Below are 19,843 nucleotides of genomic sequence, written 5' to 3' on the forward strand. Positions count from 1 at the left end.
GCTGACCGGGCCACGGCGGCGCTGGCACGATGGCGCATGGGTATACGCAATACGAAGGGCAGAGTGTCGGGAGTGGGGAATGCGTTGCTCTGGTCCAGGCGACATCGAGTGTCGGGCATACATCGACCTGGGTTCCCGGCGAGCAGGTTCAAGGGGCGACGGATCTAGTGCCCGGGACGGTGATCGCGACGTTCGGCGAAAACGGCACATACACAAACACGTATGGTCAATCGCACGCTGCAATCTATCTCGGCCAGAATGATCAAGGCATTCAAGTGATGGATCAGTTTAAAGACCATCCATCGTACGTACATACGATCAAGTGGACCACCACCAACTCGTATGAATCAGGGAGCAAGTTCTATGTCGTATCTCATTAGATGCATGATTTTCGTAGCGGGGATTATGTCGATCGCGACTCCCGCGTTTGCATTGGAACCGTGTAAGAAGGGGGTAAAATACATCGATATATCGGCGGGAATCGCTGAGCCCTTCCCCGCACAGCCGCCCGATAGTGAGTCGTTGAATGCGGATGGTTCGGTCAAAGAGCAGGGCTGGCACAATCTGAAGCGCGCGGAACGACCTTTGCGTATAATTTGCTATTATGGAGATGGAGAGAAGGAGACGATTGATTTACCGGCAAATATTGACGTGTGCTTGCGTTATCCCGGGCGTGTCGTCTGCAAATAGCGAAAGGCATGTTGAGGCATAGAGGTGGTGGAGGGATGGGGAGAAGCTTTGCTTCTCCCCATCTGTTTGCGCCCATTTGGTCGGGGCCGAATCGGATAATCAAACAGTTTTCAAAGAGCGCTTTTTCATTCGCGCATGACACGAGCACGCTGTCCACTGCGATCCGTTGAAATGTCCCCGTCGCATTGGAGGTTGTGATGAGCGAGAGATTGTTGGCAGGCCGTATGTGGCGCGTGACATGGAGTTTCATTCAGTCGGTGGCAGCCTTCCTGGGTGCGGTTGTGGCGATGGTTGTTGGGACAGGCGCGCTCTGGGTCATGGTCGTGTTTGTGATCATTTTGATCTTGGGGATCGGCGGGGCCTCGGACGCGATCGTTTCTTGGCGTCGAAATCGGCGAGCGCTGGGTAACGGGAAACCGCGCATTGCGGACCGAGTTCGGCCCGGTTTCGTTGTCGGAGTTAAAAACGGCGCTGTCGGAAGCGCGCATGTTTTCAAATGCGATGGCTGATTTTGGAAAGACGTTCGATGTGCGCAATCGACGTGAAGAGGCGAATTGTCGACAGAGTTCTGCCCCGTCTCGTTATCGGAATAAAAAAGAATCAGCGAAGCGGGGTTGGCCCCCCGTAATGGCGATGGACGGTTACGGGACTTTTCCAAAGGCGCGCAACGCCGCCAGGATCACGCCGGAGATTGTGATGGTTGAGCCGACGATCAGACCGATGAGCCAGATCAAGAGTGAACTTTTTGACTTTTCAATTTCGGCGCGCAACGTCGCGGCGGTCGTGTTGATTTTGGCGTCCAGATTCGTTCCCACGGTCACCAGCTTCGTTTCGACGGCGGCGATCTGAGCGCCCAGCTTCGCTTCGACGGCGGCGATCTGAGCGCCCAGCTTCGCTTCGACGGCGGCGATCTGAGCGCCCAGCTTCGCTTCGACGGCGGCGATCTCGCCGCCGAGCTTTGTCTCGACGGCGGATAGCTGGCTCGATGTGGCGACGGTTTCGGAGAGGGCGCCGGCCAGGGCCTCGGCGGAGGCGCGCGCTTGATCGTCCGAGAAACCGCCGGTTTTCAGGCGGTCCACATAGGCGAATTGATTGAAGAGAACTTGGCTGGTCATGTCTGCATCCTATCACGAGCTGAGAACGCGCGGGAGGGGTTCGTCGCCGGGCGTAAGCTGAAGCAACCTCGTCCACATCGGCTTCTTTTCGGTGCGTGCGGCGGGCGTTACGCGGCCGTCAGCAGGAGCTGCGAAGCATCGGCGCGGACTCGGCGCGGCAGGCTCGGATATTCGGCTGGTTGTTTCCAGAGCCCGAGATCGTCGTGAAGGATCAGGAGGCGGACGGGGACCGTTCGTATGCGTCCGTCGCGTAGCGATTGCACGAGGGCCATATCTGAACGGCGGCTGGCGTAGAGAGTTTCCCACTTGCCAGTGTCCGCGTTTCGCCGTGCGGCGCCGATCGTTCCGTTCAGGAAAGCGCGAACAATCCATGGATTGCGACAGATGGCGCGCCCGCGAAAGCGGTCGCGCCAGAAGTCGTCGTCTTGAAGGTAATAGATCGAGCCGGCGGCGATGACGCCGACGCCTTTCGGGTTGTCGCCGCCTTGCCGGCGTTGGGCATGATATTGGCGGATCATGATGTGATCTCCTTGAAAGCAATGTTCGCGTCCGATGGATTCGGCGCTTCTGAGTTGTTCGGATCGATTTCTCTGACCTCGTTGCCCTCTTCGTCGAGCAGGACGCAGAAGACGCGTGTGCGAACGACGTTGTCGGGTTCGATGTGGCGGCGTTGACCGTCGGGAAGGGAGACCCAGCTCGAACAGTCCTCGCGCGCCTGGTCGTGCGCGCCTATCAGAATCGCCGCGGCGGCTTCGGGAGTCGAAGCCGTCACGTCGAATTCGGCGCAATCGCTTTCGACGAGTTCTTCGACGAGAAGTATGCGATATTTCGGCATGGTGACCTCTGACGTCGGGGTGCGCTGACCGTCTTTAGACGTACTCGTGCTCGATTTCGGCGTCGGCCGGCGCATCGGCTTCGTCGTTGCCGCGGTCGCGAGTTTCGTCGCAATTCTCGCCGTTGTCGTCGATCTCTTCGTCATCGCCGTAGTCGTAGTCGTAGGCGCGCGCTTGTGCTCTGGCGCGTTGAGCGGTCAGTTCGTCTTCGGTCGGTGCGAAATGCGCCGCCGGAAGGACGAAGGTTCCCGTCCCGACCTGTTCGAGCAATGCGGCGCGGGTGTCCTTGGCGCGCTGGCGCGGCAGGACGTTCAAGGTCGAGGCGGCGTGTTCCAGCGCGGCCTTGGAAAGAGATTTGAGGAAGTCCTCGGTCGCCATGTTGGGCAGATGCGCATCGGCGCCGATCGCGTCGCCGACGAAGCGGGCGGCGATGCCGCTGTAGGCGTTCCCGGGGCGCAAGGACAGGACGAGGGTCAGAGTATCGCGGGCCGCCCGTCTCAGGATGTCGATGTCCTGGGTGAGGCGGCCGCCCTCGGTGACGCGCTGGACGAGTAAGTCGCGTTTGTCGCGCGAATAGTCGCCGGTCCGGATTTCGACGTTGGAAGCGCCGAAGGCGAGCACCAGGGCGCCGAGCAAGGCGATGTCGTCGATCGGGTCGTCGGCCAACGTTTTGGCGAGCGCCTCGGTGCGATAATCGCCGATCATGGCGAGGCCCTTTTGCGTGATGTCGGGCCGAGTCTTGGCTGGCGCCATCGCCTCGGATTCGCCGTCGAGGGAGCCTTTCTTGTCCTTCTTCGGTTCCGGTTTGGGCTGGCGGAAGACGATTTCCTTGATCGATCCGTCGCGAGAATCGACGTAATGGCCGATGGTGTCGCTCTTCTTTGGGGTGCTCCAAACCTGTTCGGCTTTGGCCGGCAGCTTGGCGCGGCCGTGTTCGTCGACTGCAAGCACGACGCCGTTCTTCGGCAGATTGGCGTCCAGCCAGGCGGTCTGGGCGGCGAAGAAGGCTTCGACCTGGGTGGTGTAACGCGTGTCTTCGCCGCCCTGTTCGAACAGATCCTCTTCCCAGACGATGCCGAAGGCTAGTTCTTCGTCGGGGCCGAATTTGGCTGCTTTCGCGTAGATGCGACGTTTTTCCAGGGCGCGGGCGACCTCCCACCACGAGACGGTCGGCTGCCCCTTTTTCGGCTTGTGTTTCTTCCAGACGGACGCCTGTTCATCGGCGCTCGCCGCAGCGATGGTGCGCAGATGATTTTCCTGCGGCATGTCGCCCTTGGCGATGTGATCGAGAACGGCCGGATGGATGTGTGCCAGAAGCCGGAGCTTCTTGATGGTGCGGACCGGTAGGGCGAGGGCGGTTCCGATCGCTTCTTCGGTCCAATCGTCGGAGATCAGGGCCTCGATGGCGCGCCATTGATCGACCGGCCCCATCTGGGCGCGTACGACGTTTTCGGACAGCGAACGAACATTGTCGTCGCCGTGGGCGCCGTCGCGCACGAGGACGAGGATTTCCGAGAGGCCGGCGGCGATGGCGGCGCGAACGCGCCGGTCGCCGGCGACGACGACCATATCCTCGCCTTCGGCGCGAACCACAGGCGGCTGGGTTATGCCGATGGCCTTTATGTTTGCGACGAGCTGCTGGTCGGCGTGCTCGCCTGCGGCGGTGCGGCGTGGGTTGTCGGGATTGGGTTTGAGATTGCGAGGATTAACGGTGCGCAGTTCCATGGTGGTGAACTCCTCTTGCTGTTCGATTGGCGGTCTATTTTCGGAAGACCTGAAGCGCTGGCCGCGGGCGGCCCGCCGGGGCAAGGGCGCTTGCGCGGGAGCGGAGCGACCATCCCTTGCGGCGGCGGGGCGTCCGTGGCAGGGATGTTCCTCTCTTGCGTTTCGTTTCTTTCTTCTTTTCAGTTGGTTCGGTCCGTCGGCGCGGCTTAGGGGTCATGCGGAAAGATCGAAGAGGCTTGCCTGTCGCAACGGCATTGCCGGGGCGGCGGCGGGCTGGGGCTGAGGCTCGTATTTGGCCTTCAGGCGGGCGAGCAGATCGCGCTCGCGGCGGGCGATGTCGGCGTCGCGGCGAGCGATCAGGATCGGAAGGAGCGTCGCGGTCGACAGTCGCGCCTGAAGCACGAGTTCGACGTCGCTGAACGTGTGCTCGGGCTGGCCATAACAGGGCCATTGCAGCGTCTGCTGGAGGAAGTCGATCTTGCCGGCGAGATCGATAAAGAAATGCTCGTAGAATCCCGCGCGACTATAATGAGCAATGTGCCCGAAGCTGTTCGAGAGGCGATTGTAGAAACGTTTGGTGAAAGCGCTGCTCGGGCAATCGTCGACGATAAACTTCAAGAGGGTGTTGCCGAACCAGGCCTTGTCCTCGGCAGAATGAAATTTCGTTGCGGTGAACTGGTGGGGCGCGAGAGGCGGGGTGCGCAGCATGCGGGCGATCGCCGCCGGGATCGCGGCGTTGTTGAGGGATTTCATTGGGCTGCCTCCGTAATTTTCAGGCGGAAGCGCTGGCCGTTCTCCAGGCAGAGGATGAGCGTGTCCTCAAGCTGCAGTTCGGCGACCTCGATGCGCGCCGCGCCTTCTTCGTCGCGGATGACGTCTTGGCCCTCGAGATGGGCGCAGAGCGCATAGCCGATGTCTTTGATGTTCGCGCGCATAGACTTCTCCTTGCGATGGTGGGGATGTTGATCTGGTAGCGGCGCGGAGGGCTGCTCCAGGGACGGACGGGGATGAGGACAGGGCGGAGAGATCAGGCGGCGGGCGCAGGTTCCGCCGGCGCCTCGCCCGCGTCGTTAGCGGCGAGCGAAGCGTCGAGCGCCGCCAGCTCGTCGCGTTTCGCGTCGAGTTCGGCCTCATAAGCGAAAGTTTCATCGAGGCGCTTGCGGTAGGCCGGCAAGCGTTCGGCGGCCTCCGTCGCGATCCTTCTCTGCTCCGCGAGCTCGACTTCGAAGCGACCGAGAGCGTATTCGAGACGGGAGACGACGCCGAGTGCTGTCAGGTCATGCGAATATTCGATTTCGGTCATATGGCCGTTGCGTTGCATCGTGATTTCGACACATACGAGTTGGCTGCGCGATGAGACGTCCGTCGTGACGGAAAGATCGAAACCACCGATGTTCGCTATGCGCCAGTCGCCGCTGTCGGCTTGGAGTTCACGATGACGAATTGCTCGGAGGAGAGCAGTCCCGGCGTCTTTGCGCTCGGTGAATGTCTTGTCTTCGACTTGCATCTTGAAGGCGTCGCCGCGAGTTGGCGTGCGCTGGGCGATGTCCTGCTCGATTTGGCCGAGGCGGCGCGTGGCGGCCGACTGCGCGCGCTCGGCGGTGAAAATTGCGTGGCGGACTGCGTGCTGGTCATCGAAATGCGCGGCGCGCAGACGTTCTAGCCGCGCGAGGTCCGCCTGTAGTCCGGCCTTCTGCATGAGCCGTGGATCGCCCGATGCAATGGCCTTCGCCATGGCGAATTGGTTGATTTGCGATCCGGCGTCTTCCAGCCGGCGTATGCTGCGATCGCCGGCCATCGCCATTTCGATGAACCGGGCTTTGCGTTCGAGTAGCTGCCAGCCCGTGGCGTCGACGCTGCCTGCGGTAGCGTAGGCGTAGAGCTCGATCTCGTCGTTCTCGTTGCCTTGGCGCTCGATACGGCCCTCGCGCTGCTCGATCTGCGATGGGAGCCAGGGGACGTCGAGATGATGGAGGGCGACCAGTCGGCGTTGGGCGTTGACGCCGGTGCCCATGGTGTCCGACGATCCGATCAGGATGCGGACCTTGCCGGCGTTCACGTCGGCGAAAAGTCTTTGCTTGGCGCTGGATTTCTTGAAGTCCTGCATGAAGGCGATCTGGTTCGGCGGCACGCCGAGTTCGATCAGTCTGGTCTTGATCCAACGATAGGCCGAAAAGCCGCGCGTCGCCTCGACATTGAGCGTGCCGAGATCGGAGAAGATCATTTGCGCGGCGCCGGGGAGCGCATAAGGGACGCCGTCGGACTGCGTATAGCGGCGGTGCGAGGTTTCGCGCCAGATGCGGTGGACGTTATCGATCAAGGCGTTGAGCTTGTTCTCCGGTTCGTTGTCGCAGTCGGGCAGGACGAAGCGCATATCGATCGCGGCATGACGGCCGTCGGTGATGACCGAGAGGAGAATATCGTCACCCTTCTTCGGGCGGCCTTTGCGTTCTTCGATGAGGGAAATGCGCTCGGCGAGAACCCGCTGGTAGGCTTTGAAGGCGGGTGTCGGATCGGCGGCGACGATCTGGCGCTTGCCGGTTTTGACGCTGGGCAGCCGCAGATAGCCTCTAAGGTCGGACTTGAGGACGACGTCGGCAACCGAGCGATACATCGCCATCAGGTCGGGGACGTTGACGAATTCCGAAAAGCGCGTGACCGGCTTGTAGAGGCCGGAGGGCTGCAATTCGAGTTCCGTGCGGGTCTCGCCGAAGGTCGAGGCCCAGGCGTCGAATTCGTGGATACCTCGCGCCTCCAACTGATCCGGCTGCATGTAGCGCTGAAGCGTGAAGAGCTCCCCTATCGTGTTGGTGATCGGGGTCCCGGAGGCGAGGACGAGCGCGCGGCCGGGATTTTTCTTTGCGTCGATGAAACGCGATTTGACATAAAGGTCGAAGGCGCGTTGCGATCCATCTGAATCGACGCCCTTGAGGCTGGTCATATTGGTGGCGAAGGAGAGTTTTCTGAACTCCTGGGCCTCGTCGACGATGATCTGGTCGACGCCGATCTCGCTGATGGTCAGGAGATCGTCCTTCCGACTCTTCAGCGCTTCGAGTGTAGCTTCCAGCGCTTCTTTCTTGCGCTCGATGAGCTTGCGCGACAGGCGATCGTCGCCATCGACTTTTTCGAGGAGTTCGGAATAGCTGGCGATCTGCTGTTGAATGAGGCTTCGTTCGAACGCGGCGGGCGCTGGAATGAACTTGAAGGCGCTGTGGGTGAGGATGATGGCGTCCCAGCTGGCGGTCGCGGCGCGGGAGAGGAAGCGCTGCCGCTTGTCTTTCGTAAAATTGGTTTCATCGGCGACGAGGATGCGGGCGTTCGGATAGAGCAGCAGGAATTCGCGGCTGGCCTGCGCGAGGCAATGGCCGGGAACGACCATCATCGCCTTAGTGATGAGGCCGAGACGCTTCTGCTCCATGACGGCGGCGGCGAGGCTGAAGGTCTTGCCGGCGCCGACGGCGTGCGCGACATAGGTCTGCCCGGCGCTGATGATGCGCCAGATGGCGCGTTTCTGGTGGGCGTAGAATTTGATGACGCTGCTCGCGCCGGGAAGCTGGAGATGGCTGCCGTCGAAATGGCGGGGGACGAGATTGTTGAACTGGTCGTTGTAGATCCTCGCCAGGCGGTCGGTGCGTTCGGCGTCGGTGAACACCCATCGTTCGAACGCCGTCTTGATCTTCGTTAGCTTTTCCTTGGCGGCTTCCGTTTCGGCGGCGTTGAGTTCGCGCTTCTCTTTGCCGTCCTCCATCCAAACGTCGTAGATCTGCGGGATGGATGAGTTCAGGGCGTCGCCGAGCAGCAGGCCGGCGTGTCGGCGCGCCGTCCCCCATTCGGAGGTGGCCGTTGCCTGATTGGCGAAGGGACGCACATCGATCGTCCAGGCGGCGATTTCGATCGTGTGCCGGATCGTCGTCTCGACGCCGATGTTTTCGGCGACGAAGGCGGTGATCACGTCCGCTGGGATCCAGGGCGCGCCGAGTCTGGCGCTAATATCGGACGGTTTGAGGTCTTCGGGCTGGACTTGTTTGAGCGCGTCGACATTGTGGCGATAGCGAGGATCGCGCGCCGCGGCGTCGACGGCGGCGGCGAGCCTGGTGCGCACTGGACCAGAGAGGTAGGCGTCGGCGGTCTGCCAGCTTTCCATGCTGTCGCTGGTCGTCTCGGGATCGAGAAACACGCGGTCGCCAAGTTCGGCGAGCGCTTCTTCGCGTGAGCGCCCGAGCAGTTCGGCGATGTGGTCGATGTCGACATGTCCGCGTTCGTGCAGCGTGACGGCGAGGGCGTCGGCGGCGTTTTGGATTAGGGGCGTCACAGGAGGATGCAGGACGCGCTCGGTGAAGATCGGGCCTTGTTTGGCCTTGCCGGTCTCGATGTCGTAGTCTTCGACAGACCCGACTAACCAAACGTCCGGATCATCGGCGAAGGGCGCGAGATTCGGGCGGCGCTGGGTCTCGCGAACGTCGCCGGTGGCGAGGTCTGTGGTTTCGGTGATCGTCGTCAGATTGATCGGGCCGAAGTGGCGCACGAAGGCGTTGTACGCGATGCGCAAGCGGACTTGCGCCGGTCCCCAGGGCTGGTTGGTTTCCTGGGCGCGGAGAACCTCGCGGATCGCGTCGCGGATCGGGATCATCTTTCGAATGATTCGCGCGTGTTTGGCGGGAATGCCTTGGGTCCCCTTGCCCTGGCGAACGGCGACAGGTTGCGGCGTTCCGTCGACAATTTGCATCAGATCGTCGTCGACGACGACATAGCTGCCTTCCTTGATGGTTGCGCTTTCGGCGGCCGTTCCGACGCGCAGATCCGGTCGTTGGTTCTTTGCGTTTTTCGAGTCGGGGCTCGCTTTGTGGATGTTGCGCGGCAGCAGCGAGATGGCGGCGCGCAGGCGCTCATCGAGATCGTGAGATGGGCTCCTGGCGCAGGTGTAGGCAGGTCCATAGGGGCTGCTGGTTCTCTGGTGTAGGCCGAGAACCATGTCGGGATGTTCGACAAAATATCGGTTGATCGACAGCGCGTCGTCGCCGTTTTCGGCGGCAAGGATTTCGGTCAGCGTGTCCCATTGTGGGCCGGAAGGTGTCTGGCCGACCAGGCGTTTTTGCAGGAACAGGAGATCGACGACGACGTCGGTTCCGGCGGCGGCGTTCATGCTGCCCTCGGGCAGTCGGATGGCGCCGACGAGATCGGCCATCGAGGCGATATGTTCGCGCGCGGTGGATCGGGCCTTGTCCATCGTCCAACGGCTGGTGACGAAAGCGGCGAGGCCGCCAGGCTTCAATCTCTCGATCGCGCGGGCGATGAAATAGTCATGCAGAGAGATGTGCAATTTTCCGGCGGGATCTTCGGCGTGCACGGTGCGGTCGCTGAAAGGCGGATTCCCGATTGCGAGCGCGTAGGTTTCCGGCAGGCGCGCCTTGGTGAAATCCTCGTGTCGAATATAGGCGTTCGGGTAGAGGAGCGTTGCGATTCTGGCGGTCGCGCCGTCCATCTCGACGCCGGTGAGGCTCGTCTTGTCCACGAGCGCTTCCGGCATGAGGGCGAAGAACAGGCCGGTTCCGCAGCCGGGCTCCAAGATGGAGCCGCCGGAAAACCCCATACGTTCGACGGCGCGCCAGATCGCCCGTACGATGAATTCAGGCGTGTAATGAGCGTACTGCGTGCAACGGGCGAGGCTCGCCAGCTCTTCGGGCGGGACGAGCTGCTCCAGTTCATCGCCGATGTCCTCCCAGCCCGTGGCGAAGGATTCGCCGGCGCGGCGGAACATCTTGTCGGCGAGGTCACGCCCGCCAAAGGCGATGAAGCGACTGAGTATATCCTGTTCTTCGGGCGTCGCGTTGCGTTTCTCTTTTTCGATTTCGATCGCCAATCGGATGGCGGTGAGATTGTCGACGGCGCGCTGTTTCCAGCTCGGCGCGAGTTGGCGATCGCCGCGCAGAACGAAGTTGTGCGCTCGAACGACAGGTGGCCGGGCGACAACATCGCTGACGTCATCCTTGTCGTCGCGAACATCCGCCGGCGCGCCGTAGGTTCCGGCGTCGAGCGTAAATCCGCTGGAGAGGCTGGTCGTGCCGAACAGAGAGAGCGTCAATTGGTTGCTGTCACGCGTCATGGCGTATCCTTTTCAAGCGAGCGCGAGCGCCCGGTCTGCCGTGGGCAGCCGGGTTTCGGGCGCGTGGGGGATCGGATGGATAGGGAGAGGCGGCTCGAGACGGTCGCGGCGCGTGTGGCGGCCTCAGGAGGTGCCGAACTCGATTAGAAAGAGGCGCGCAGCGCCTTCCAGAAGCCTTGGAGGGTCGCTTGGCGCGCGGCGCTCCAGGGGATCGTCGTGTCTTGGGCGAGCCGGCCGAGGGTCGCCATCAAGATTTGTGATTGTGGATGGTCGAGTTGGAGCGTCTCGCTCGAACTCGAAGAGTCCCTCGGGCGGATATGAACTTTCTGCGTGCCGTCGGGGAAAATGTCGGTGGTGAACCAATCGAGATGATCCGGCATTGGATCGCTCCATCTTCGATGGGACGGATAGGCCGCGTCACGCCTCGAGAGTGGCCGCGGCTAGAGTGCTCTGCCTCAGACGGCAGAGAAAATACGGGTGCGAAACGGGGCTGAAAATCGGCGTGCGCTTGCGATATTCGTGGAAGGTGAATCGGTCGGCGCTGACGCCGCTCTTCCCGAATTGAACGGGTTCGGGGAGGCGTATCGTGTCGCCAGGAGCGAATGTCTTGGCGTTCCTGCGGGCATTCGCCCGCTGCTGTTTCGCGGCGGCGACTCGAGTGCGCCACTCCGCGGCGTAACCGGGGCTCGGCATGTCGTCGACTGGCGAAAGCAAACGCATGATGCGATCGGGGCAATCGACTTCGCAAGGACCCATTCCCTCGTCCATGTCTTTGTAACCGAAGCCGTCCTTTTTGTTGTTCTTGAACAGGAACACGCCGCAGAAGACGTAAGTCTTGTTCGTGTTTTTGATCTCGTTGCGAATGGCGGCGTAGATGGTTCCGCGAACGGTGGCCGTGGCGATGACAGTCGCTTTGCAAGTGTCATTCTCGTGCGAGAAATGCTGCGCGATGTATTCGGCTGGTGTCTGGTGTGTGAGCATGTCGTTGTGAAATAGCCATCCCATAATGTTCTCCCTGGGCGTTGATCGCGGTGAAGCGCGGGGCGCGTGAGGCGGTAGGCGGGGCGTTGGTTGAATGAGGGAAGCGCCGTATACGGACTTTGGTCTTCCTCGCGCGCGCGAATGGAATGTCTGGTGCGGCGCGGGTTGGGATCAGCAAGTTCCATTGAGCGCCTCTATCGCCAGCCGTTCACGCCGATCGACGAGTTCGAGCGCCTGGATGTGGAGAAGGGAACCCGCGCGCGCTCGCGCGACGACATGCGCCCAGGCCGCATTGTCTTCGGCGAATCTAGGGGCGCCGCCTTGCGGATTGTCGAATTTTTGTATTTCGACATGCTGCGTTCCGTCTCGGTTGAATCCGCAATCCGACAGGACCCAGCCGTCGTGGCGGGCCGCATCGTGATCGAACGCATCGAGAGGTGCGAAAAACGCCGCGCCCTTTTTGTTCGTCGCCAATTGTGTTGTGCTGAAGTGTCTCATTGGGATCTCCTGTCGATCTTCTTCTCGAAGACCCCAATTACGAACTGCGGACGGGCGGACGGGGCAAAGGCGGCGCTTTATGCGCCGGGATCGATCCGGCCCAGCGCAGCGGCCGGAGCGACCCCCCCTTTGCGGCGGTCGCTCGGTCGCGGTATCGGTGTTCTTCTGCTTTTCAATTTTTCGAGCTTTCAATGGATCCGATCGTTTCATTTGACTTCATTTCGTTTCGGCGCGCCGCGCCGGCATGTCGTTCATGGGCTGTCCGATCAATGGAGCGTTGCGCTGCGGGATTCGCGCATGGCGGCTTCGATTCCGGCCGGCTGATAGACCGGCGTCCCTGCGCAAGTCTTGTAGGCGACCTCTATGATACCTCTCGCGCGGGCCATGCGGAACGCGGCGGCGGTCGCGGCGCGACCGTAGATGTGGGAGAAGATGGCCGGATCGATCAGCCGCTGACCAGCCGCCACGGCCTTCTCGATTTCAGCGAGCGCGGCGGCTGTCTTGGGCGTCATGGCGTGTTTCATGGTCAGTTTTAGCCAACGCCACGCGGATCGGCGTAGACGCTGATCGCGGATAATTCGTCGTTAGTGTGAGCGTTCACCTTACAATCTCCGCAGGAGGTTTCCGCTAGTCCCTTGTCGGCCGCAGGCGCCCGCCGGGCGCGTCGGCCGCGCTGGGCAGGGCGTGCGCGTGGCGGAACTCCCAATCATCATCCCAGGTGGCGCGACGGGCGTCGCCGTCGCGAAAGGGGTTCGTGGATTTCTTGAAGCCCATGCGGTGCGCGGCGTCCCGGTCGCGAGGGACAGCGGGTTTGAGAGAAGCGATGTTTTCGTCGATTACTCCCGCGTCGGCGATCCGAGCAAGCGCTTTCTCAGCGGCCTCCAGACGCTCCATCTCGTTGATTGTCGTCATGTTCTCTTTCCTCGTTGCAGGTTTTCAGGAGCGCAGTTCAGCGAGTCGGTTTGTGTGAACGCGGAACTTGTGGTCTTGGAAACAGCGGACATTTTTCTGCCCGGCGGGATCGAGGAGAAAATGGACGATGATTGTCGCGCTCCCATCCCGGTGCGCGCGTCGCACGATCGCGGAAAAGACGCCTCCGTGCCCGGATGTGTAGCGGACCTTCATTCCCTTGCGCATAGTCGACTTCCTCGGTTACGGACGAGCGCCCAAGGATCGGCATGGCAGGTGGAGAGGTTTCGTTCCACGATCCTCATTAGCGACTCCTTGGCGGCGGGGGCGTGTCGCCGGCCTTTTCAGCGTCATAAAGGCGTTGCGCCTTTTGCGCGCATTCATTCATGTTGCCTGCGGTTGCGACGACGCGGCCGGCATGGCGGACTTCCCATTTCATGGGACCGACAATCCAGCCCTCGAAGGAACCGATGCGGAATTTCTTCATTGTCGCCTCACGCGCCGGGCGCGAGGCTCTCGCCGGGTTGCGTCTTGTCGAGAGCTTTGGCGTGTACAACATTGCGATCACGCCGCTTCTGCGAGAGTGGCGGTGTCGTCGCTCTCGTGGTCGGTTGGCTGGTCGAGTTCGCTTTCGGCGAAATCGGGGTGGAACGCGAGACAATAGTCGGCGGCTTTCTGCGCGGCGGCGGCGGCCTGGAAAATCTCGCGCTTGTCGTCCTTCAGATGATCCAGCCAGGATGCGACGTAACTTGCGTGGTTCTCGATGTCCGTCGGTAGGCCGAGCTCTGAATTGACGAGGCAGCTCGCAATGTCTGCGACTAATTCTTCCTTCGCGTAAGTTGGTGAGGCGAATCCCCCGGTGAGATCCCGGTTCAATCGATGACTGGCTCCACTCCAGTGGGTCAATTCATGAATTTGGACCGCGGCGAGCCCTGCAGGCGATCTGAACGCATGTTCCGGCGGCAATTGAATGTGGTCGGTGGCGGGACTGTAAAATGCGCGATCGCCGCCGATGCGAACGACCGCCTTGCTGTTGCGCAGGATCACGTCCGCCGCATCGAAGCGTCGCCACGGCGCTTCCTCAACTGTTGGAGGAATAAAGGGCGCAATGCCGTCGATTTGCGAAGCGTTGAACACCGTATAGGCGCGCAGCAACGGAATGCGCCTTGTGCGATCCTCTGCGTCGGCGGGGGCGGCGCGATCTTCGACATGCAGTTGCTTGTAGAAAATTACGGTCGTGCCTCTTTCTCCTTTTCGCACCTGCCAGCCTTTTTCCTTGGCTTGTTTGTAGCTGCAGAAGCGGGGATCGCCGCTGGCGAAGGAAAACTGCGACATGCCGAGCAGAACGACGTTGATTCCGCGATAACGACGTCCGGTGGCGGCGTTGATCGGCGAGAGCGGACCGCCAGCCTTGTCGGGGTCCCATGGCTTGCGCCAGGGAGCGACGCCGGTTTCAAGCGCGGCGACGATGCGGTCGGTGATTTCTTGGTAATGGTCGCGGCGCGCGCTCGCGTCGCCGTTTTGCTTCTTGAAGCAGCTCATGGGATTCTTCCTTTCCTTTTTAGGTCTTGGAACGAACCCCACGCCCCGCATCCCGTCCGGCGGAGCAAGGGCGGGCCTTGGCCCGGGAGCAAAGCGACGAACCCTTGCGGCGGCGGGCGGGCATGCGGAACCGACGCTTTTCGTCTTTCTCTTTTTTGGTTGTTGTTCTGCTTGGCTGCCGCAGGCTATGGTCGCGTGCCACCAAATACCGACTTAGGATGCCCTCCCGCTGCCTCGTTAACGGTTCACTTAGCTTGCCTCCGTCTTTTGACGCGACGCCGCCCAGAGAGACGCTCGTCGGCTCTGTCGAGCGGGTTACCTTCCATAATGAAGACAATGGCTTCGCGGTGCTGAAGGTGAAGGCGCGCGGCAAGCGAGACCTCGTTCCGCTCGTCGGCCATGTCGCTTCGATCTCGGCGGGCGAATTCATCCATGCCGTCGGGGTTTGGATCACGGACCGCGCCCACGGCCTCCAGTTCAAGGCGGACTTTCTCAAGACCACGCCGCCGACGACGGCGGAGGGAATCGAAAAATATCTCGGCTCTGGCATGGTGCGCGGGATCGGCCCCGTGCTCGCCAAACGAATCGTCGCGGCTTTCGGCGAGAAGACCTTCGAGCTTATCGAGGCGGAGCCGGAGCGCATGCGCGAGGTTGCCGGCATCGGCGAATTCCGGGCAGGGAAGATTGTCGCCGGCTGGGCCGAGCAAAAAGCCGTGCGCGATATCATGGTCTTTTTGCACGCGCACGGCGTCGGCACGTCCCGAGCCGTGCGCATCTTCAAGACCTATGGTCACGACGCCATTCAGGTCATGACCGAGAATCCGTATCGTTTGGCGCGCGACATTCGCGGCATCGGATTTCGGACCGCCGACGCCATCGCCATGAAGCTCGGGATGACGCGGGAGGCCCCGCAACGGGTGCGGGCCGGAATTTCCTACGCCTTGCAGGAGGCGACGGACGAAGGTCACTGCGGTCTCCCCGTCGAGGAGCTGATCAAGCTGGCGACGGCCCTGCTCGAAGTCGACGAGGGAGCCATCCGGATCGCCCTCACGGATGAACTCGCGGGCGGCGACGCGGCGGTGGCGGATACGATCGAAGAAAAGCCCTGTGTGTTCTTGCGGGGCTTGTATCTCGCCGAACGCGGCGTCGCCGATCGCCTGCGCTCCCTGACAGGCGGCTCGCCGCCTTGGCCGACGATCGATGTCGACAAGGCCATTCCATGGGTCGAGAAGCGCACCGGCAAGACTTTCGCAGCGTCTCAGTGCGCCGCGATCGGCATGGTTCTCAATTCTAAGGCCGCTGTGGTCACCGGCGGCCCCGGTGTCGGTAAAACCACACTGCTCGACGCCATCCTGCGCATTCTCGCGGCCAAGGGAACGCGCCTTCTGCTCGCAGCGCCCACTGGCCGCGCAGCGAAGCGCATGAGCGAGCAGACGGGAATCGAAGCCAAGACCATTCACCGCCTGCTCGAAACCGATCCGAAGACCGGGGGCTTCCGCCGCGACGCCGACAATCCGCTCGACTGCGATCTGCTCGTTATCGACGAGACCAGCATGGTCGACGCCTCGCTCATGTTCGCGGTGTTGAAAGCGGTTCCGGCAAAGGCCGGTTTGCTGCTCGTTGGCGACGTCGACCAGCTTCCCTCGGTCGGTCCGGGTCAAGTTCTCGGCGATATCATCGACTCAGGCGTCGTTCCCGTCGCGCGGTTGACGGAAGTGTTCCGACAGGCGGCGGAAAGCCGGATCGTCAGGAACGCCCATCGCATCAATCGTGGCGAAATGCCCGAATGGCCGAAGCCGGGCGAAGAAACGGATTTCTTTTTCGTCGAGGCGAAAGAGCCGGAGCAAGGCGCGGCCAAGATCGTCGACATTGTTCGCGACCGAATTCCGCGCCGCTTCGGCCTTGATCCCATTCGCGACGTGCAGGTGCTCTGCCCAATGCAACGCGGCGTTCTCGGCGCGCGAGCGCTCAACAGCGATCTCCAGAACGCCCTCAATCCGAACATGGCGGAGAAGATCGAGCGTTTTGGCTGCAGCTTCGCACCGGGCGACAAGGTGATGCAGATCGAGAACGACTATGACCGCGAGGTGTTCAACGGCGACCTTGGTCGAGTCCGCCGTATCGACCAGGCCGATGGCGTCCTCATCGCAGAGTTTGACAGTCGCGAGGTTGAATATCCGTTTGGCGAACTCGACGCGCTGGTTCCCGCCTATGCGACGACGATCCATAAATCGCAGGGATCAGAATATCCCGCAGTCGTCATCGCCATCGCCACCCAGCACTATGCGATGCTCGCCAGAAATCTCCTTTACACAGCGGTTACTCGAGGCAAGCGCCTTGTAGTCATTGTAGGGCAGCGCAAGGCCTTGGCGATCGCGGTTCGTACTCACGGACGCAAGCGACGGTGGACCAAACTCAAGGAATGGTTATCGCCGCGCTGATCGACTGGTCGTCGGGTTGGTTGACGCGAATTCGCCCGTTGTTCGCGGTTGTTTAATACTCGGTTAACCACATCGCCGTCATATGGCTCTATCCACTGAGGAGTCGGACGTGACACAACCTCCCTCTCAGCACATCTGCTTCGAGGCGACTCGTTTCCTGCCTTGGCGCCCCAGCCGAAAGAGCCGATCGCCAGCTGGATCATTCGACGTGGCCCATGCTTCACCCCTTCCCACGCTTTTTCGAACTCGATCATGATCGGTGTCTCCTGCGACTGCGCCCCCGCGATCGCTAAGGAGTTGGCGGTCTGCAGCTTCTACACGCCGGCCGATGAGATCAACGCAAAGCTGCCGCGGAGTCAGGAGTTCCAAGCTTAGCTCGAAGACGAAACAACCTAAATTTGCAAAGTTCGACCGGAAGGACGACAAATGGCCAAAGTTGTGGTGGTCACCTCCGGCAAGGGCGGCGTTGGCAAGACGACTTCGACGGCCGCGCTCGGAGCCGCACTGGCCCAATCGGGCCAGATAGTTGCCGTCGTCGATTTTGACATCGGCCTACGCAACCTTGATCTGGTTATGGGCGCCGAGCGGCGCGTGGTCTATGACCTCATCAATGTGGCGCAAGGCGACGCCCAGCTGCATCAGGCTTTGATCCCCGACCAGCAACTCGAAAACCTCTTTCTTCTGCCCGGCTCGCAGACGCGCGACAAGGATGCGCTGACGGAAGATGGCGTGCGCCGGGTTATACACGAGATGCATGAACAGTTCGACTGGGTCATTTGCGACAGCCCTGCAGGGATCGAACGCGGGGCCGCACTGGCGATGCGCTTTGCGGACATCGCCATCGTTGTCGCCAATGCGGAAGTCTCATCGGTGCGCGATTCGGACCGGATTATCGGTCTGCTTGACGCCAAGACCGAGCGTGCCGAAAAGGACGAGCGCCTGGAAAAGCACCTTCTGCTCACACGCTATGACGCCCGCCGCGTGGCGTATAGAGAGATGTTGAGTGTCGACGAAGTGGTGGAGATTCTCGCGATCCCGCTTCTCGGGATCGTGCCGGAGAGCGAAGAGGTATTGCACGCGTCGAACCTTGGTTCGCCCGTCACGCTCCACGATCCCGCGAGCGCTCCCGCCCGCGCTTATGCCGAAGCCGCCCAACGGCTGTGCGGCGTTAACATCGCCCTCAATATCCCGACGGATAAGAAGAGTCTCCTCGGCAGATTGTTTGGTCGGAGGGCGGCATGAGCGTGTCAAGCAACTTGGGTGGTCAAATGTCAGCGTCGGTCGCACGCGAACGCCTGCAAATCCTCTCGGCGCAAGAACGGCATTCAAACTGCGATTCAAATCTTATCGACGTCTCGCATGAGGAAATTCTGTCCGAGATCAACAAGCAGCAACGGGAGGATCAGGTTCCCGTTCTCAAGACCAACCTCGAAACTGCGACCTCCGATGAGGCATCGCGCGGCTCTGTTCCGCTCCCGTCTAGAACAGAAGAAGCTGAGCACATCAATTCAACGAATGTTGCGGCGCCCAATATGGGAAGGGTGCGAAGCGAAAACGTTTCTTGGCTCCTGCTCGTGGCGGCGTTCATCGCGATCGCGTGCTTGACGTGGCGCTTTGGTCGCGACACGCATTCGATTAGCGAGGCCGCATTATCCCCGGTGAATGAAGTGCCCTTGGCGGCCGGCGCCAAAGCAACAGGGGAAACAGCTGCGGCGCAAACTCCAGAAATTGCGACTCCGCTTCAGAACGAAGTTACCCCGACGGGGTTGAACGGAGCGCTGACAAAATCGCTTGAGCAAGATACCGCGACGATAGAGCGAGCAACGGCGTCACCACAAGCCAACGACGCGGCATCACTGGGAATCAAAGAAGCCGAGAGCTTCATGAAACCGGCTCAAAACACCGCTACGCTACGTAGTGGCTTCATCCAAAAGAACCTGCCTAACGGCGTCGAATTGAGCATTCCAACATCCAGTTTTGAAAACAAGCTGCTCGGGCTCTTGGAAGATGCAGCGAATAGGCCCGGTGTGCTTAATTTGGATCGAATCTCGTTTGGCAAAGCCAAAACAACGCTACGGCCTTCGTCAAAGGAACAACTGCAAAATCTCGCAGAAATACTAAAGGCGTATCCAAATACGAAAATCGTAATCACGGGCTATACGGATAAGGCCCTCAATAGTGAGTATAACTTGAAAATCCCGCGTGCACGCGCAAACAATGTATTGCGCGAATTAACGCGGATGGGCATCAATAAGTCGCGGATGACAGCAGAAGGCTTTGAAGGGAATCACCGCATAGCATCCGACGATCCCGCAGACGCCCGGTTGCGGCATCGGCGAATTACGGTGGGCGTCGAAGTGAGGTGAGACGGTTCTGGTGCAAAATTTGTGAGACAGGCAGATGACGGTCTGAGCACGACGTCGCGTGGATAGACTGAGGTGGAACACACTGCCATGTGAATGCGAAAGCTACAGAAAAGCGCGCAAGCATGACTCTTCCCGGCCTGATCAAACATTGATTAGCTTACAGTAGATAGTCTCCCGTGAAGAACTCTCATATTTTTGACATGACGGTGGCGAGGCTGTCATAGGCGCGGTTCTTGGTGTCCCAGTCGGTAAGATCGGGGACGGGCGTTGACGAATTGGAACAACAGGAGTTCGAGAGGCGAAATGTCCGTTTCGGGAATCGTCTGTTGAATGACAGTTGGGGTTAAGTAATCAGCCATGTTGATCTCCTTTGGAAAGGGCACCTCGAAAAATATCTGCTTAAGGCGTGATGAGCGGCGTTCACGGTGGCGCAGCCGGGCTGTTTGACTCTGCCTCTCCGTGAGGCCGCTTGAAATCGCCTCCGACTTGTCGGGAGGGGTTTTATAGATGCACTCACTCACCCTACCGAGACTCATGACGCGCCGGTTCACTCGCTCGCAGTCGCCATCCTTTCGAGACAGACGAAACGGCGCATGTTGTAGACGAGGTTCGTCAATCCGATCTTGCACCTCGCACGAAC

General features: G+C 60.8%; 19 protein-coding genes. 5 read left to right on the top strand and 14 right to left on the bottom strand.

Going from position 1 to position 19,843, the window contains the following annotated elements; genetic code table 11:
* Nucleotides 1-29: 29 nt before the first annotated feature.
* Together QZ964_RS10540 and QZ964_RS10545 are read left to right on the top strand one after the other, a co-directional pair.
* Nucleotides 30-380, top strand: coding sequence for a BPSL0067 family protein (locus tag QZ964_RS10540; RefSeq protein ID WP_292531509.1), 351 nt, complete (start codon nt 30-32; stop codon nt 378-380).
* 507 nt (nt 381-887) lie between these two features.
* Nucleotides 888-1,199, top strand: coding sequence for a hypothetical protein (locus QZ964_RS10545; protein ID WP_292531510.1), 312 nt, complete (start codon nt 888-890; stop codon nt 1,197-1,199).
* A gap of 132 nt (nt 1,200-1,331) precedes the next feature.
* Here QZ964_RS10545 and QZ964_RS10550 read toward each other — a convergent pair whose 3' ends face one another.
* The 14 genes from QZ964_RS10550 to QZ964_RS10615 form a co-directional block, all read right to left on the bottom strand.
* Entirely contained in the window at nt 1,332-1,805 is a 474-nt protein-coding gene (locus tag QZ964_RS10550; RefSeq protein WP_292531512.1) for a hypothetical protein, read from the bottom strand.
* A gap of 107 nt (nt 1,806-1,912) precedes the next feature.
* Complete coding sequence (locus tag QZ964_RS10555) at nt 1,913-2,323, bottom strand: hypothetical protein (protein ID WP_292531514.1); 411 nt, start codon at nt 2,321-2,323, stop codon at nt 1,913-1,915.
* Nucleotides 2,320-2,640, bottom strand: a complete 321-nt coding sequence (locus tag QZ964_RS10560; RefSeq protein WP_292531516.1) for a hypothetical protein — start codon at nt 2,638-2,640, stop codon at nt 2,320-2,322. Before QZ964_RS10560 ends, QZ964_RS10555 begins: the two co-directional genes overlap by 4 nt.
* Before the next feature lie 34 nt (nt 2,641-2,674).
* Nucleotides 2,675-4,363 carry a ParB N-terminal domain-containing protein gene (locus QZ964_RS10565; RefSeq protein WP_292531518.1) on the bottom strand — a complete coding sequence of 563 codons (1,689 nt, stop codon included), beginning with the start codon at nt 4,361-4,363 and terminating at the stop codon, nt 2,675-2,677.
* A gap of 213 nt (nt 4,364-4,576) precedes the next feature.
* Nucleotides 4,577-5,116, bottom strand: coding sequence for a hypothetical protein (locus QZ964_RS10570; RefSeq protein ID WP_292531520.1), 540 nt, complete (start codon nt 5,114-5,116; stop codon nt 4,577-4,579).
* Nucleotides 5,113-5,298, bottom strand: coding sequence for a hypothetical protein (locus QZ964_RS10575; protein WP_292531522.1), 186 nt, complete (start codon nt 5,296-5,298; stop codon nt 5,113-5,115). The genes QZ964_RS10570 and QZ964_RS10575 overlap by 4 nt, the downstream gene beginning before the upstream one ends.
* 92 nt (nt 5,299-5,390) lie before the next feature.
* Nucleotides 5,391-10,466, bottom strand: a complete 5,076-nt coding sequence (locus QZ964_RS10580) for a lactate dehydrogenase (protein WP_292531524.1) — start codon at nt 10,464-10,466, stop codon at nt 5,391-5,393.
* 143 nt (nt 10,467-10,609) lie between these two features.
* On the bottom strand, nt 10,610-10,846 hold the full coding sequence (locus QZ964_RS10585) for a hypothetical protein (RefSeq protein ID WP_292531526.1): 237 nt from the start codon (nt 10,844-10,846) through the stop codon (nt 10,610-10,612).
* A 37-nt stretch (nt 10,847-10,883) separates the two neighbouring features.
* Nucleotides 10,884-11,471 (bottom strand): hypothetical protein, encoded by a 588-nt coding sequence (locus QZ964_RS10590; protein WP_292531527.1) that lies wholly within the window; start codon nt 11,469-11,471, stop codon nt 10,884-10,886.
* 147 nt (nt 11,472-11,618) lie between these two features.
* A complete protein-coding gene (locus tag QZ964_RS10595; protein ID WP_292531529.1) occupies nt 11,619-11,945 on the bottom strand; it encodes a hypothetical protein in 327 nt (108 codons plus the stop codon).
* A gap of 266 nt (nt 11,946-12,211) precedes the next feature.
* Nucleotides 12,212-12,457 (bottom strand): hypothetical protein, encoded by a 246-nt coding sequence (locus QZ964_RS10600; RefSeq protein WP_292531532.1) that lies wholly within the window; start codon nt 12,455-12,457, stop codon nt 12,212-12,214.
* A 115-nt stretch (nt 12,458-12,572) separates the two neighbouring features.
* A complete protein-coding gene (locus QZ964_RS10605) occupies nt 12,573-12,857 on the bottom strand; it encodes a hypothetical protein (protein ID WP_292531534.1) in 285 nt (94 codons plus the stop codon).
* A gap of 301 nt (nt 12,858-13,158) precedes the next feature.
* The gene (locus QZ964_RS10610) at nt 13,159-13,341 is read right to left on the bottom strand and encodes a hypothetical protein (RefSeq protein ID WP_292531536.1); all 183 of its coding nucleotides are present in this window, start codon (nt 13,339-13,341) and stop codon (nt 13,159-13,161) included.
* Between the two features lie 77 nt (nt 13,342-13,418).
* A complete protein-coding gene (locus QZ964_RS10615) occupies nt 13,419-14,396 on the bottom strand; it encodes a zincin-like metallopeptidase domain-containing protein (protein WP_292531537.1) in 978 nt (325 codons plus the stop codon).
* A gap of 254 nt (nt 14,397-14,650) precedes the next feature.
* On the opposite strand from QZ964_RS10615, the gene QZ964_RS10620 reads away from it, so the two are divergent.
* The 3 genes from QZ964_RS10620 to QZ964_RS10630 all read left to right on the top strand — a co-directional run bounded on the left by QZ964_RS10620 (nt 14,651) and on the right by QZ964_RS10630 (nt 19,203).
* Nucleotides 14,651-16,837 carry an ATP-dependent RecD-like DNA helicase gene (locus QZ964_RS10620; RefSeq protein WP_292531539.1) on the top strand — a complete coding sequence of 729 codons (2,187 nt, stop codon included), beginning with the start codon at nt 14,651-14,653 and terminating at the stop codon, nt 16,835-16,837.
* A gap of 426 nt (nt 16,838-17,263) precedes the next feature.
* The gene (gene minD / locus QZ964_RS10625; protein WP_292531541.1) at nt 17,264-18,079 is read left to right on the top strand and encodes a septum site-determining protein MinD; all 816 of its coding nucleotides are present in this window, start codon (nt 17,264-17,266) and stop codon (nt 18,077-18,079) included.
* Nucleotides 18,076-19,203 carry an OmpA family protein gene (locus tag QZ964_RS10630; RefSeq protein ID WP_292531543.1) on the top strand — a complete coding sequence of 376 codons (1,128 nt, stop codon included), beginning with the start codon at nt 18,076-18,078 and terminating at the stop codon, nt 19,201-19,203. Before minD ends, QZ964_RS10630 begins: the two co-directional genes overlap by 4 nt.
* Nucleotides 19,204-19,843 lie beyond the last annotated feature (640 nt).

The organism is Methylocystis sp., from assembly GCF_021731785.1.
GTDB lineage: Bacteria > Pseudomonadota > Alphaproteobacteria > Rhizobiales > Beijerinckiaceae > Methylocystis.